The 14,035-nt window shown below is 64.7% G+C and carries 9 protein-coding genes and 1 tRNA gene; 5 read left to right on the top strand and 5 right to left on the bottom strand.

The window, feature by feature from the left end; translation table 11 throughout:
- Nucleotides 1-364: 364 nt before the first annotated feature.
- Nucleotides 365-1,219, top strand: a complete 855-nt coding sequence (locus BDD18_RS13550; RefSeq protein ID WP_142083720.1) for a ZIP family metal transporter — start codon at nt 365-367, stop codon at nt 1,217-1,219.
- A gap of 123 nt (nt 1,220-1,342) precedes the next feature.
- Nucleotides 1,343-3,187: an arsenical pump-driving ATPase gene (arsA, locus tag BDD18_RS13555; protein WP_244939089.1), complete on the top strand. Its 1,845-nt coding sequence runs from the start codon at nt 1,343-1,345 to the stop codon at nt 3,185-3,187.
- A 184-nt stretch (nt 3,188-3,371) separates the two neighbouring features.
- Here arsA and BDD18_RS13560 read toward each other — a convergent pair.
- From BDD18_RS13560 to BDD18_RS13580, 5 genes are all read right to left on the bottom strand, one after another.
- A tRNA-Met gene (locus BDD18_RS13560) sits at nt 3,372-3,448 on the bottom strand.
- A gap of 27 nt (nt 3,449-3,475) precedes the next feature.
- A complete protein-coding gene (locus BDD18_RS13565) occupies nt 3,476-4,255 on the bottom strand; it encodes an enoyl-CoA hydratase (protein WP_044399391.1) in 780 nt (259 codons plus the stop codon).
- A gap of 91 nt (nt 4,256-4,346) precedes the next feature.
- Entirely contained in the window at nt 4,347-6,158 is a 1,812-nt protein-coding gene (locus BDD18_RS13570; RefSeq protein ID WP_142083722.1) for a M61 family metallopeptidase, read from the bottom strand.
- A gap of 72 nt (nt 6,159-6,230) precedes the next feature.
- Nucleotides 6,231-6,959, bottom strand: a complete 729-nt coding sequence (locus BDD18_RS13575) for a DsbC family protein (protein WP_066788611.1) — start codon at nt 6,957-6,959, stop codon at nt 6,231-6,233.
- Between the two features lie 85 nt (nt 6,960-7,044).
- Entirely contained in the window at nt 7,045-8,178 is a 1,134-nt protein-coding gene (locus tag BDD18_RS13580) for an FAD-dependent monooxygenase (RefSeq protein ID WP_142083723.1), read from the bottom strand.
- A 125-nt stretch (nt 8,179-8,303) separates the two neighbouring features.
- Here BDD18_RS13580 and BDD18_RS13585 point away from each other — a divergent pair, with 125 nt between their 5' ends.
- The 3 genes from BDD18_RS13585 to BDD18_RS13595 all read left to right on the top strand — a co-directional run bounded on the left by BDD18_RS13585 (nt 8,304) and on the right by BDD18_RS13595 (nt 14,003).
- On the top strand, nt 8,304-9,185 hold the full coding sequence (locus tag BDD18_RS13585; protein ID WP_142083725.1) for an MOSC domain-containing protein: 882 nt from the start codon (nt 8,304-8,306) through the stop codon (nt 9,183-9,185).
- Nucleotides 9,186-9,603: 418 nt separating this feature from the next.
- Nucleotides 9,604-13,551: a DUF3683 domain-containing protein gene (locus tag BDD18_RS13590; RefSeq protein WP_066692667.1), complete on the top strand. Its 3,948-nt coding sequence runs from the start codon at nt 9,604-9,606 to the stop codon at nt 13,549-13,551.
- Nucleotides 13,551-14,003, top strand: coding sequence for an HIT family protein (locus BDD18_RS13595; RefSeq protein WP_044399372.1), 453 nt, complete (start codon nt 13,551-13,553; stop codon nt 14,001-14,003). The genes BDD18_RS13590 and BDD18_RS13595 overlap by 1 nt, the downstream gene beginning before the upstream one ends.
- Nucleotides 14,004-14,035 lie beyond the last annotated feature (32 nt).

Consider the following 14,035-nt stretch of genomic DNA (forward strand, 5'->3'; position numbering starts at 1 on the left):
GGGAAAAGGGAGGCACACTGGCTGCTGAAAAAAAGTGTTGAAAAAGTTCTGCAGGGCCTATTGACACGATTGCTAAGATGAAATCAGCCCTCGCCAGCGGCTTTGCTGCAGCCAAGGTTTTCGAATTTGTGGTGCCCTCAAACGCCGCGCACTTTTCACGCCAACCACCGCTCCTGCCGCTGCAACGGCGCAGCGGAATGCGGCTTGCAGTGCGCGCAGGCCTGGTTCAAAACAGATGACGCAGTTCACGCTTCACCAGTGGTTTGCCAAGGGCTGCCCTGGCGTGGTCAGCGAAGTGGGCTGGGGGTGTGCAGATGTTTAATAAAAAATGCCTCTAGGGCAATACTGATAAGCGCTAATAGCTATGACATTGATAGCAATCTTGATCGCCACGCTGGCTGCGGGCATAGGCAGCGTGTGGGCTGCAGCACTGTTGATGCGTATGGGCCTGGGTGGGCGCCACGATGGCGTGGGCCCGCAGCACCTGCTCAGCCTGGCCGCAGGGGCCTTGCTGGCCACAGCCTTCATGCACTTGCTGCCCGAGGCGTTTGAGAGCCAGGCGGGCGCGCACGACCTGTTCGCCACCTTGCTGGTGGGGGTGGTGTTTTTCTTTCTGCTGGACAAGGCCGAGCTGTGGCACCACGGGCATGAGCACAGCCATGCAGAGCCCGCCGCGCACGACCCCCACCATGGGCACCACCACGGTCATCACCATGGGCACGATCATGGGCACGATCATGGCCACGCGCACCATCACCACAGCCCGCGTGCGGGCGGCTGGGCGCTGCTCACGGGCGACAGCGTGCATTGTTTTGGCGATGGCATTCTGATCGCATCGGCCTTCATGGCCGACATGCGCCTGGGGGTGATTGCCGCCGTATCGGTGATGGCGCACGAGGTGCCGCACCACATGGGCGACCTGGTGGTGCTGCGTCAGAGCAGCGCCAACCGGCGCATGGCGCTGCTGAAGGTGTCGCTGGCCGGAGCCGTGACCGCGCTGGGCGGGGCGGTGGGCTACTTCCTGGTGGGGCAGTTGCAGGACTTCTTGCCGTACTTCCTGGCCGTGGCGTCCAGCAGCTTTGTGTACGTGGCACTGGCCGATTTGATCCCTCAGCTGCAAAAACGGCTCACGGCGCGCGAAACCATCGCGCAGATCGCATGGCTGATCGCCGGGATGGTCGTGGTGATGATGGTGAGCGGGGTGGCGCACAGCCATTGAGCGGCGGCAGGCCCGGGCCGCGCAGCGCCGCGGCTTTGACGCAGGCCAATGTGCATTTGCAGCGCTGGGCCACGGCGGCCTTGGCAGCGCGACAAAGCCACGCTGTTGTGCCATGCTGGCGGCATGAACGCCGCAGCCGCTTCCACTTCTTCCCCTTCCTCACCCGCGCGCCTGGGCTTGCTGGCCCAGCCCACCCGCTTTCTGTTCTTCACCGGCAAGGGTGGTGTGGGTAAAACCTCCTTGTCGACCGCTACTGCCATCGCTTTGGCAGATGCTGGGCGGCGCGTGCTGCTGGTGAGCACTGACGCAGCCTCGAACCTCGATGAGATGCTGGGTGTGCCGCTGTCCAACCAGCCGGTGCCCGTGCCCGGTGTGCCGGGGCTGAGCATGCTCAACATCGACCCCGACAACGCCGCCGAGGCCTACCGCCAGCGCGTGCTGGCGCAACTGGAGGCCACGGCCACCGAAGACGAGCGCGCCACGGTGCGCGAGCAGCTCTCGGGCGCCTGCACCACCGAAATCGCCGCGTTCGATGAATTTGCCGCCCTGCTGGCCAGCGAGGGGGCGGATGCCGACCACACCTTCGACCATGTGGTGTTTGACACCGCGCCCACCGGCCACACGCTGCGCCTGCTGAGCTTGCCCAAGGCCTGGACGGGATTTTTGGCGGGCAACGACCGGGGCGCCTCCTGCCTGGGGCCGCACTCGGGGCTGAAGATGCAGGAGGCCCGCTTCAACGCGGCCCTGGCGGCACTGAGCAACCCTGCGCTGACCACCGTGGTGCTCGTCACCCGCCCCGATCCCCGCCCCATGCAAGAGGCCGCCCGCACCGCCGTAGAACTGCGTGCCCTGGGGCTTGCCAACCAGCGCCTGGCCATCAACGGCGTGTTCCGCGCCAGCCAGCCGGGGCAAGACCCGGTGGCCGACGCCATCGAGCGCCTGGGCCGCGAGGCCATGGGCCAGATGCCTGATGCCCTGGCGCAACTGCCGCGCGACGAAGTGCCCCTGCGTGCCTTCGATACCGTGGGCCTGCCAGCCCTGCGCGCCTTGCTGGGTGGGGATGTCGTACCCCCCGCTACGCCAGCGGCTGCGGCTGGCGCCGCTTTGCAGGCCGAACCGCTGGCCGCCATGGCCGACGCACTGGCTGCCAAGGGCCACGGGCTCATTATGGTGATGGGCAAGGGTGGCGTGGGCAAAACCACCATTGCCGCTGCCCTGGCCGTGGGCCTGGTTCAGCGGGGCCACAGCGTGCACCTCACCACCACCGACCCGGCGGCCCACGTGCAAAGCCAGCTCGACGGCAGCCTGCCCGGGCTGAAAGTGGGGCGCATCGACCCCCGGGCCGAAACGCAGGCCTACATCGACAAGATCATGGCCACGCGCGGCAAGGCTCTGGATGACGCAGGCCGCGCGCTGCTGCTGGAAGATTTGCAGTCGCCCTGCACCGAAGAGGTGGCCGTGTTCCATGCCTTCAGCCGCGTGGTGAACGAAGCCCGCACGGCCTTTGTGGTGCTGGACACCGCCCCCACCGGCCACAGCCTGTTGCTGATGGACGCCACCGGGGCCTACCACCGGCAGATGACTCAGCAATACCAGGGCAGCGCCGGGGGCGCGATGGCCAAGCACATCATCACCCCGCTGATGCGCCTGCAAGACGCCGACATGACCCATGTGGTCATCGTGACGCTGCCCGAGGTGACACCCGTGAGCCAGGCCGCAGCCCTGCAGGAAGACCTGCGCCGCGCCCACATCGAGCCCTGGGCATGGGTCATCAACAAAAGCGTGGCCGCCACGGGTACGTCTGACCCGCTGCTGCAAGCACGCCTGGTGGGCGAGCGGAAGCAGTGCGAGCGCATAGCCCAGGGCTTGGCCCAACGCACCTTCGTACTGCCCTGGCTGACCGAGCCACCCGTGGGGGTGGAAGCTCTGGGTGGGCTGGTCACTGCGGATGGTTTGCTATCTCATTGATAGCTGCTGGCGCTTTCCACGTCTGGCTTGGAGGCCGAAAACGCTTGAAACAGTAGGCAGCCCTCTGAGCCTGCGAAGGGGTTCAGCCGCACATTGCTACGCAGTGCATGCGTCGGGGGCCGCCGCAGCAAAGCGGGCCAGAAACAAAAAACCCTGCGTGGCGTACCATGCAGGGTTTTTGATTTGGTGGTGGTACCGGGACTTGAACCTGGGACATCAGCATTATGAATGCTGCGCTCTAACCAACTGAGCTATACCACCGAAGCCTCAAATTATAGACCAAAAAAATCACTGGTGCACAAAATTGGCTTTGCGTTTGCCCAGGAAGGCGTCCATGCCTTCTTTTTGGTCTTGCGTGGCAAACAGTGCGTGGAACAGGCGGCGCTCAAACATCACGCCATCGGCCAGCGTGCCTTCAAAGGCGCGGTTCACCGATTCCTTGGCAGCCATCACGGCGATCTGCGAGAAGTCGGCAATGATCAGCGCGGCGCCCAGGGCTTCGTCCATCAGCTTGTCGAACGGCACCACGCGGCTCACCAGCCCAGAGCGCTCGGCTTCGGTGGCGTCCATCATGCGGCCTGTCAGAGCCATGTCCATGGCCTTGGATTTGCCCACCGCGCGTGGCAGGCGCTGCGTGCCGCCCGCGCCGGGGATCACGCCCAGCTTGATTTCAGGCTGGCCAAACTTGGCGTTGTCGGCGGCGATGATGAAGTCGCACATCATGGCCAGTTCGCAGCCGCCACCCAGCGCAAAGCCGCTCACAGCAGCAATCACGGGCTTGCGGATGCTGCGAATGGCTTCCCAGTTGCGGGTGATGTAGTCGCCCTTGTAGGCATCGGCAAAACTGTACTTGGCCATGGCGCCAATGTCGGCCCCTGCGGCAAAGGCCTTTTCGCTGCCGGTGATGATCATGCAGCCGATCTTTTCGTCGGCATCAAACGCCTTCAGGGCTTCGCCCAGCTCGTTCATGAGCTGGTCGTTCAGTGCGTTGAGTTGCTTGGGGCGGTTGAGCGTGATGATGCCAACCTTCTCGCCTTCGGTGCGCACTTCAATGGTTTCGTAGGCCATGTTGTCTCCTGGTTTGGGGTTTTGAAATGGGGGGCTGGTTCAGTCCAGCAGGGCAGCCGCTGACTATATCCAAGCAGCTTGCACCTTGCTGTCACGCAGCGCCGGCTAGCCAGCGGCTGGCGGCGGCAGTGTCTGTGGCGGTCAGGGTCACGGTATCCGGCTGGGGCTGGCGGCGGGCTTTGCCTTGGGCGGCGCCGCCCGGTGGCACCGCAGCGGGCAGGGTCAGGGGCAGCTCCAGCAAACGGCCGTCGCGCGCCACCACGGCCACCAGTTGGGTTTGGGGGCCGGCGTAAAACGCCACGTCATCGAGCTTGCTGATGCGCCAGGCCTGGGTTTTCACCCGCAGGCCAAGCCATTCGTCACCCGCAGCAAAACCAGCCTGTTCAGCCGCGCTGCCGCGCAGCACGGTCTTGATCTGCACACTGTGGTTTTCGGCCACCCGAATGCCCAGGCGCTGCGCAAGCTGGGCAGTGTCGGGCTTGAGGGTCACGCCGTGTGCGGCCAGCAAGGCGGCCAGCGGCAGCTCGTCGGTGCTGTGCACCCACTGCGCAATTTCGGCGGCGTAGCTGCGCCCGGTCAGCTCCTCCAGCACGGTCAGCAAATCTGCTTCGCTCATGGGGCCTGCCTTGCAGCGGCTCCACAGGCCACGCATCACGTCGTCCAGCGTGGCCTTGCCGTGCTGGCGCAGGTGCAGGTCCAGGCACAGCGCCACCAGCGAGCCTTTGGTGTAGTAGCTCACCGTGGCGTTGGGGGTGTTTTCGTCCTGGCGGTAGTACTTCACCCAGGCATCAAAGCTGGCTTGTGCCACCGTTTGCACCTGGCGGCCAGGCGTTTGCAGCACCTGGTTGATAGTCTTGGTGATGAACTTGAGGTAGGTGGCGTCGTCAATCAGGCCCGCACGGCGCAGCAGCAGGTCGTCGTAATAGCTGGTAAAGCCCTCGAAGAACCACAGCAGCTGCGTGTAGTTTTCCTGGTCGTAGTCGTAGCCGGCAAACTCGGCGGGGCGCAGCCGCTTCACGTTCCAGGTGTGGAAATATTCGTGGCTGATGAGGCCGAGCAGGGTGGTGTAGCCCTCACTCTGGCGCGCTTCGCCTTGGCGGGGAAGGTCGCGGCGACCACAGATCAATGCGGTGGAGTTGCGGTGTTCCAGCCCGCCGTAGCCGTCGTTCACGGCGTTAAGCATGAACAGGTAACTGGTGAATGGGGCCTTGCCTTGGCCGTGCCAGAAGCGAATGGCGGTTTCGCAAATCTTCTGGGTGTCGGCCAGCAGTCGCTGGCCGTCAAACGATGGCGCGGCCCCGGCCACCACAAAGCGGTGGGGCACACCGCATGCGGTGAACTTGCCCACCCAGAAGTCGCCCATTTCCACGGGGCAGTCCACCAGTTCGTCGTAGTCGGCTGCGGCGTACAGGCCAAAGCCTTTCTTATCGACCTTCAGCGCAGCCAGCCCGGTGGCCAGGGACCAGGTGGGCGCTGCCGGGGCGGACACCTCCAGGGTGTGAGGCTGCTGCTCTTGCCCGTGCACGCGCAGGCACAGGCTGGTGCCGTTGAAAAAGCCGCGCGATGCATCGAGCCACGCCGTACGCACCGAGTTGTCGTAGGCACAGACCTCGTACGTCAAGACCAGGGGTGCCTTGCCATGGCAATCGGCCACCCAGGTGTGCTTGTCGGTCTGCTGCAGGCTGACTTCGCGCTTGCCCTGGCGGGCGCGCAGGTTCTGCAGGTTTTTTGCAAATTCACGCACTAGGTAGCTGCCGGGAATCCACACGGGCAGCGACACCGTTTGCTGTGCCTGGGGCTGGGCAATGGTCAGGGTCACCTGAAACAAATGCGCCTGCAGGTGGGCAGCAATCACCTCGTAGTGGACGCCCGCGCGGGCGGCGGCTGCTGTGGGCTTGGGCATGAAAGCTCCTTGGTCGGGGCAGGGGCTGAAATGGCGTGCTAGCGGCCATGCGTCAGCGCCCAGCCCTCAGGTTCAGTTGGCGCTGGGGGCTTCGCCAGCCACTTCGGCCAGGCGTTTTTCCACTTCTTGGGCGCTGATGGCGCCGGGCACGCGCGAACCATTGGCAAAAATCAGCGTCGGGGTGCCGGTGATCTTGTGCTTGCGGCCAAAGGCCAGGTTGCGCTGGATGGCGGCGGTGTCGCAGCTGGCGGCGGCGGGCACCTTCTCGCGCACCATCATGTCTTGCCAGGCGGCCACGCGGTCTTTGGCGCACCAGACGTTGCGGGACTTTTCGGCCGAGTCGGGGCTCAGGATCGGGTACAGGAACAGGTACACCGTGATGTTGTCCACGTTCTGCAGGTCGCGTTCGAAGCGCTTGCAATAGCCGCAGTTGGGGTCTTCAAACACGGCCACCTTGCGTTTGCCGTCGCCGCGCACGATGGTGAAGGCATCCTTCAGGGGCAGCTCCGAGAAGTCCACGGCCGTGAGCTTGTTGATGCGGTCTTCGGTCAGGTTGCGCCGGGCCTTGGTGTCAATGAGTTCGCCCTGGATGACGTAGTTGCCCTTGGCGTCGGTGTAGAACACGTCAGTGCCAATGCGCACCTCGTACAGGCCCTGCATGGCGGTGGGCCGCACTTCGTCGATCTTGCCCATTTGCGGGATGCGTTCGCCCAGCGTTTTGCGGATGGTGGATTCTTGAGCCTGGGCCGACAGGCCGAAGGCCAAAGTGGCCGCAGCCAGCAGGGTAGGGATGAGTTTCATAGCGAATCGAGTCAAAAGTTGGCTGGCTGCCGCCCTGTGCGTTGTGCGATGGTGCGGCGTCGGTTTCTGTCGGAGTGCGCAGGCGTCAATGGGTTCCCATGGCCTGGCGGACGATCCAGTTTTTGAGAAGGCTGTTGCGTTCAAAGCCGCGCATCCCCCAGTTGCGCAGGGTTTGCAGCGGGTTCTCGGTGCGCGAAAACAGCTGCTGCAGCCCGTCGGTGGCCAGGCTCATGGGCAGCATGGCGGCCTTGCGCTCGCGTTCGTAGCTGCGCAGCAGGCGCATGTCGGCCACGCTGCGCCAGTAGTCGCGGCCATGCAGCACACGGGCCAGGGTCTGGGCATCGGCCAGCCCCAGGTTCAGGCCCTGGCCTGCCAGGGGGTGGATGTTGTGGGCCGCGTCGCCCGCCAGCACCCAGCTGTGCGGGGTTTTGCCAGGGCTGGGCAGCGGGCCGCACCAGCGGGACGCCTGCGCCTGCTGCAGCGGCCACGAAGAGCGGGCGGAGGTGAGTTCGAGCCGCCCCAGCGCACCCTGGCTGGCGGTTTCGAGCTGCTCGGCAAACGCTTCGGGCTCCAGCGCCAGCAGCGGGGCGACTTGCTCGCGGTCTACCGACCAGACCACGGCCACCGACCGACCCTCTGGGCCATCCAGCGGCAAGAAGGCGAGGATGCCATCGGGCAAAAACCACTGCCGGGCCACCTGGCCGTGCGGGTGTTCGCACTCCAGCCGGGTGGCGATGGCGTGCTGTGTGTAGGGGGTGACTTCGAAATCCACGCCGAACTCTGCCCGGGTGCTGCTGGCGCGCCCTTCGCACACCACCGTCAGGGCAGCGTTCACGGCGGCTTGCACCACTTCCACCTGGGGCTGGTAGCGCACGGCTTCGGCCAGACGTTGCTCCAGGGCGGGCACGTCCACAATCCAGGCCAGCGCCTCGGCGCCCTGGGCGGCTGCGTCGAAGTGCACTGCGCCATCCTTGTCGCCAAACACGTCCATGCGGGCTACGGCCGTGGCGTGCTGTGCGTCGGGCCAGCTGCGCAACGATTCAAGCAGGGTGCGGGATGCGGTGTTCAGTGCGTACGCGCGCACATCGGGTGCTGCGGCAGCCTGCGGTGTGGGGTTGGCCACCAGTGCCACACGCAAGCGCTCGCGTGCCAGCAACAGGGCCAGGGTGCGGCCGACGATGCCGGCCCCACGGATACAAATGTCAAAGGTGTGCGCCATGCGGGCATTGTAGGAGCGCACTGACGACCACAGGCGCGGTGCAGAATCTCCGACTTTGCCGTGTGCCGCAGGCAACCAGCCTGACCAGGTGGCGTGAACGAATCAATGAAAGGGAGTGTGGGGCCGTGTCTTTAGAAACCGAATTCGATGTGACGGGAACCATTGCGCGGCTGTTTATCTACCCCGTGAAATCGTGCGCCGGTATCGAGGTGCAGGAGGCTGTGCTGACCGAAACAGGCCTGGATCTGGACCGCGCCTGGATGGTGGTGGATGCGCAGGGGCATTTTCTGACCCAGCGCACCTTGCCGCGCATGGCCTTGATCCGCCCGCAACTCAAATCCTCTGAAATGGTGCTGCGGGCACCGGGCATGCTGGCATTGCATGTCGCTCTGGACCTGGTGGAAGGCCCGGCCACCGTCACCGTGTGGGATGACACCGTGCCCGCGTGGGACATGGGCGCCTTGGCGGCCCAGTGGTTCAGCGATTTTCTGGGGCAGCCGTGCCGCCTGGTGCGTTTTGACCCGGCACACCTGCGCCTGTCCAGCAAAAAGTGGACGGGTGACCTGGATGCGCACACCCAGTTTGCCGACGGGTTTGCGGTGCTGGTGACGAGCGAGGCCTCCATCGACGACCTGAATGAGCGACTTGTTGTCAAAGGGCACGAGGCGGTGGGCGTGGAACGTTTTCGGCCCAATGTGGTGCTGGGCGGTGTGGACGCCCATGACGAGGACCGCATCGACGGTGTGCACATTGCCGTGGGGCAGGGTGACGAAGCCGACACCGCCGAGCTGCGCCACGTCAAGCCCTGTGCCCGCTGCCCGATTCCCAACATCGACCCGGCCACCGCGCAAAGCAGCCCTGCCGTGAGCGATACGCTGAGCACCTACCGCAGCGACAAGCGCCTGGACGGGGCCATTACCTTCGGCATGAATGCCGTGGTGGCCCGTGGGGCAGGCCAGGTGCTGCGGGTGGGCCAGCGTTTTGGCGCCCATTACTGTTTTGACTGAGGGCATGCTGTGCCGCACCCGCTGAGCGAGGGGTGGGCAGGGCGCGGCGGTCAAAGGCCTCTGTGCCCCCTTTCTGCGCCCGGGAAGCCGCTGGCATAAAATCACGCCCCCGAGGCTCACGGGCGCGTGGCGCCCACCCCAGGTTTAGAGCGTGTTATGCATTTTTACGTACCCACGTTGGACCCTGAGGTTAGTGATCGCAAGGCACGGACTGCTGGCAAGGCTCAAGCCTTGGCAAGGTCTGCAACGCCGCGAGCGCTAACCTCAGGGCCCAACCCTCCGGGAAAGCCGGAGACAGGCCCGGCCACTTTGTTGCACGCCGCTGACGGTACACGTACCGCTGCGCGTCTTGCGCCTCGTTGCCGGGCCTTTCTCCGGTTTTCGTGGGCACGTAAAAGTACATAACACGCTCTAACCCATGAATGTTCCGATCGCGTTGGCTGCCTTGCAGACGCAGGCCGCCGAGCCTGCCCGTCTGCGTGAAATTCCGTACAACTACACCTCGTTCTCTGACCGGGAGATCGTGATCCGTTTGCTGGGTTCCTCCGCCTGGGACCTGTTGGACCAGCTGCGCAAAGAGCGTCGCACCGGCCGGTCGGCCCGCATGCTGTATGAAGTGCTGGGCGACATCTGGGTGGTGCAGCGCAACCCCTATTTGCAGGACGACCTGCTGGACAACCCCGACCGCCGCAAGCTGCTGGTCGATGCGCTGAACCACCGCTTGGGCGAAATCGAAAAACGCCGCACCCCCGCTGATGATGCCGAGCGCGACCGCCTGGTGGGCGAACTGGTGGTGGCCGCGCGCCGCGCCGTGGTGGAGTTCAACGCCACGTTCGAGCAGGCCAGCAAGCTGCGCCGCCAGATTCAAAAGACGCTGGGCCGCCTGACCGCCAAGGACAACATCAAGTTCGACGGCCTCTCACGCGTGAGCCACGTGACCGACGCGACCGACTGGCGCGTGGAATACCCCTTTGTCGTGCTCACGCCGGACACTGAGGCCGAGATGGCTGCGCTGGTCAAGGGCTGCATCGAGCTGGACCTGACCATCATCCCGCGTGGGGGTGGCACGGGCTACACGGGTGGCGCGATTCCGCTGACCTGGAAGAGCGTGGTTATCAACACCGAAAAGCTCGAAGCCATGACCGAGGTGGAGATGCGCCGCCTGCCGGGTCTGGACCGGGAGGTGGGCACCATCTGGACCGAAGCCGGTGTGGTCACGCAGCGCGTGGCCGATGCGGCCGAGCGCGCAGGCTTTGTGTTTGCGGTGGACCCGACCAGCGCCGAGGCATCGTGCATTGGCGGCAACATCGCCATGAACGCAGGCGGCAAGAAGGCCGTGCTGTGGGGCACGGCGCTGGACAACCTGGCCAGCTGGCGCATGGTCACGCCCGACGCCCAGTGGCTGGAAGTGACGCGTCTGGACCACAACATGGGCAAGATCCATGACGTGGAGACGGCCACCTTCGAGCTGCAGTATTTCGAGGCCGACGGCAAGACGCCCGTGCGCACCGAGCGCCTGAGCATCCCAGGCCGCACCTTCCGCAAGGAAGGTCTGGGCAAGGACGTGACGGACAAGTTCCTGGCCGGTCTGCCCGGCATTCAGAAGGAAGGCTGCGACGGCCTGATCACCAGCGCCCGCTGGGTGGTGCACCGCATGCCCGAGCACACCCGCACCGTGTGCCTGGAGTTCTTTGGCAACGCCAAGGATGCTGTGCCCAGCATCGTGGACATCAAGGACTACATGTTTTCCCTGCAAAAGCGCAGTGGCGAAGGAGGGAATGAACAGGGCCCCTCCCCCGTTCTTCTGGCGGGCCTCGAGCACCTGGATGACCGCTATCTGAAGGCCGTGGGCTACGCCACCAAGAGCAAGAAAGGCAACGGCGGCCTGCCCAAGATGGTGCTGATTGGCGACATTGCGGGCGACGACGCCGACGAAGTGGCCCGCGTGACCAGCGAAGTGGTGCGCCTGGCCAACACCCGCAGCGGCGAGGGCTTTATTGCCATCAGCGCCGATGCGCGCAAGAAGTTCTGGGCCGACCGCAAGAAGACGGCCGCCATCAGCCGCCATACCAACGCCTTCAAGATCAATGAAGACGTGGTGATCCCGCTGCCGCGCATGGCCGAGTACACCGACGGCATCGAGCGCATCAACATCGAGCTGAGCCTGCGCAACAAGCTCAAGCTGTGCGACACCCTGACTGAGTTTTTTGAGCGTGGCAATCTTCCGCTGGGCAAACAGGATGCGGCCGATGACGTGCCCGCTGCCGAGCTGCTGGAAGAGCGCGTGGCCCAAGCCATTGCCCTGGTGGCGGAAGTGCGTGCCCTGTGGCAAGGCTGGCTCGACAACGTCGAAACCCTGTTCCCGCAGTTGCAGGACCACACCCTGCGCGCCAGCTGGAAGACACAGCTGCGCACGCCGCTGCAAGGCATCTTCACGGGTGCGGCATTCAAGCCCATCCTGGACGAGGCCGTGGCTATCCACAAGCGCGTGCTCAAGGGCCGCGTGTGGGTGGCGCTGCACATGCACGCGGGCGACGGGAATGTGCACACCAACATTCCCGTCAACAGCGACGACTACGAGATGCTGCAGACCGCGCACGAGGCGGTGGCCCGCATCATGGTGCTGGCCCGCAGCCTGGACGGCGTGATCTCGGGCGAACACGGCATCGGCATCACCAAGCTGGAGTTCTTGACCGACGCGGAGCTGCAGCCCTTTGCCGACTACAAGCGCAAGGTGGACCCGGAAGGCCGCTTCAACAAGGGCAAGCTGCTACGAAATCAGGAGCTGCCCGCGCTTGCTGGACAAGCGCCAGAGGCCAAAAACGCTTCAAACGCTGCACTCATGCATGCCGATTTGACCAATGCCTACACGCCCAGCTTCGGGCTGATGGGGCACGAGTCGCTCATCATGCAGCAAAGCGACATTGGCGCCATTGCCGATTCGGTGAAGGACTGCCTGCGTTGCGGCAAGTGCAAGCCCGTGTGTTCCACCCATGTGCCACGCGCCAGTCTGCTGTACAGCCCTCGCAACAAGATTCTGGCTACTTCGCTGCTGGTCGAAGCCTTCCTGTACGAAGAGCAGACGCGCCGCGGTGTGTCCATCAAGCACTGGCAAGAGTTTGAAGACGTGGCAGACCACTGCACGGTGTGCCACAAGTGCTACACGCCTTGCCCGGTCAAGATCGACTTTGGCGATGTGACCATGAACATGCGCAACCTGTTGCGCAAGATGGGCAAGAAGAGCTTCCGCCCCGGCAACAAGATGGCCATGGCCATGCTGAACGCCACCAACCCCGACACCATCAAGCTGCTGCGTTCGGGCATGGTCAACGTGGGCTTCAAGGCCCAGCGCATGGCGGTGGATTTGCTGCGCAAGGTGGGCCGCAAGCAGACGGCCAAGCCTCCAGCCACGGTGGGCACCGCTCCGATCAAGGAGCAGGTGATCCACTTCATCAACAAGAAGCTGCCCGGCGGCCTGCCCAAGAAGACGGCACGCGCGCTGCTCGATATCGAGGACAAGGACTACGTCCCGATCATCCGCGACCCGCAGACCACCACGGCCGAGACCGAGGCGGTGTTCTACTTCCCCGGCTGCGGGTCCGAACGCCTGTTCAGTCAGGTGGGCCTGGCCACGCAGGCCATGCTGTGGCACGCGGGCGTGCAGACCGTGCTGCCTCCGGGCTACCTGTGCTGCGGCTACCCGCAGCGCGGCAGCGGCCAGTTCGACAAGGCCGAGAAGATGATCACGGACAACCGGGTGCTCTTCCACCGCGTGGCGAACACGCTGAACTACCTGGACATCAAGACGGTGGTGGTGAGCTGCGGCACCTGCTACGACCAGCTGCAGGGCTACCAGTTCGACAAGATCTTCCCCGGTTGCCGCATCATCGACATCCACGAGTACCTGCTGGAAAAGGGCATCACCCTGCAAGGCAAGGGCGCCTACCTGTACCACGAGCCCTGCCACAACCCGATGAAGCAGCAGGACTCGATGAAGACGGTGAAGGCGCTGGTGGGCGAGCAGGTGCTCAAGAGCGACCGCTGCTGCGGCGAATCCGGCACCCTGGGCGTGACCCGGCCCGATGTGTCCACCCAGGTGCGCTTCCGCAAGGAAGAAGAAATCCGCAAGGGCGAAGCCCTGCTGCGTGCCAGCGGTGCCGTGGGCGAGAAGGAAAACGTCAAGATCCTGACCAGCTGCCCCAGCTGCCTGCAGGGCCTGAACCGCTACCAGGACGACTTGCAAAACGGCCTGCTCGAAGCCGATTACATCGTGATCGAAATGGCCCGCGAGATCCTGGGCGAGAACTGGATGCCCGAATACGTGCACCGTGCCAACCAGGGCGGTATCGAGCGGGTGCTCGTCTGATGGCTGCGGACCGCGCCCCTGCCTGCCCTTTGTGCGCCGAAGACGGTGGTGCGCTGGTGTGGCGCGGCGCGCGGTTGCGCGTGATCCGTGCCAACGAGGCGGGCTTTCCGGCCTTCTACCGGGTGGTGTGGAATGCGCACGTTGCCGAATTTTCTGACCTCTCGGCCGAGGATCGGGTGCACTGCATGGACGCAGTGACCGTGGTGGAGCAGGCCTTGCGCCAGCACCTGGCCCCCACCAAGGTCAATATTGCAGCCCTGGGTAACATGGTGCCGCACCTGCACTGGCATGTGATTGCCCGGTTTGACTGGGACAGCCACTTCCCCGCGCCCGTGTGGGCAGCCGCCCAGCGGCTCAGCCCTGCGGCACAGGAAGGCGCTGTGCGCGACCGGCTGCCAGCGCTGGAGGCTGATCTGCGCACCCATTTACAGGCGGCATTGGTCGCTGGCTGAATGCGCCACGCACAGTCGGAGTAGGGCAGTCG

This window comes from Acidovorax temperans, assembly GCF_006716905.1.
Lineage (GTDB): Bacteria > Pseudomonadota > Gammaproteobacteria > Burkholderiales > Burkholderiaceae_C > Acidovorax > Acidovorax temperans.

Coding starts and splice junctions, on each gene's coding strand:
- BDD18_RS13550 (WP_142083720.1), top strand. CDS start 365: ATGACATTGATAGCAATCTTGATCGCCACGCTGGCTGCGGGCATAGGC.
- arsA (WP_244939089.1), top strand. CDS start 1,343: ATGAACGCCGCAGCCGCTTCCACTTCTTCCCCTTCCTCACCCGCGCGC.
- BDD18_RS13565 (WP_044399391.1), bottom strand. CDS start 4,255: ATGGCCTACGAAACCATTGAAGTGCGCACCGAAGGCGAGAAGGTTGGC.
- BDD18_RS13570 (WP_142083722.1), bottom strand. CDS start 6,158: ATGCCCAAGCCCACAGCAGCCGCCGCCCGCGCGGGCGTCCACTACGAG.
- BDD18_RS13575 (WP_066788611.1), bottom strand. CDS start 6,959: ATGAAACTCATCCCTACCCTGCTGGCTGCGGCCACTTTGGCCTTCGGC.
- BDD18_RS13580 (WP_142083723.1), bottom strand. CDS start 8,178: ATGGCGCACACCTTTGACATTTGTATCCGTGGGGCCGGCATCGTCGGC.
- BDD18_RS13590 (WP_066692667.1), top strand. CDS start 9,604: ATGAATGTTCCGATCGCGTTGGCTGCCTTGCAGACGCAGGCCGCCGAG.
- BDD18_RS13595 (WP_044399372.1), top strand. CDS start 13,551: ATGGCTGCGGACCGCGCCCCTGCCTGCCCTTTGTGCGCCGAAGACGGT.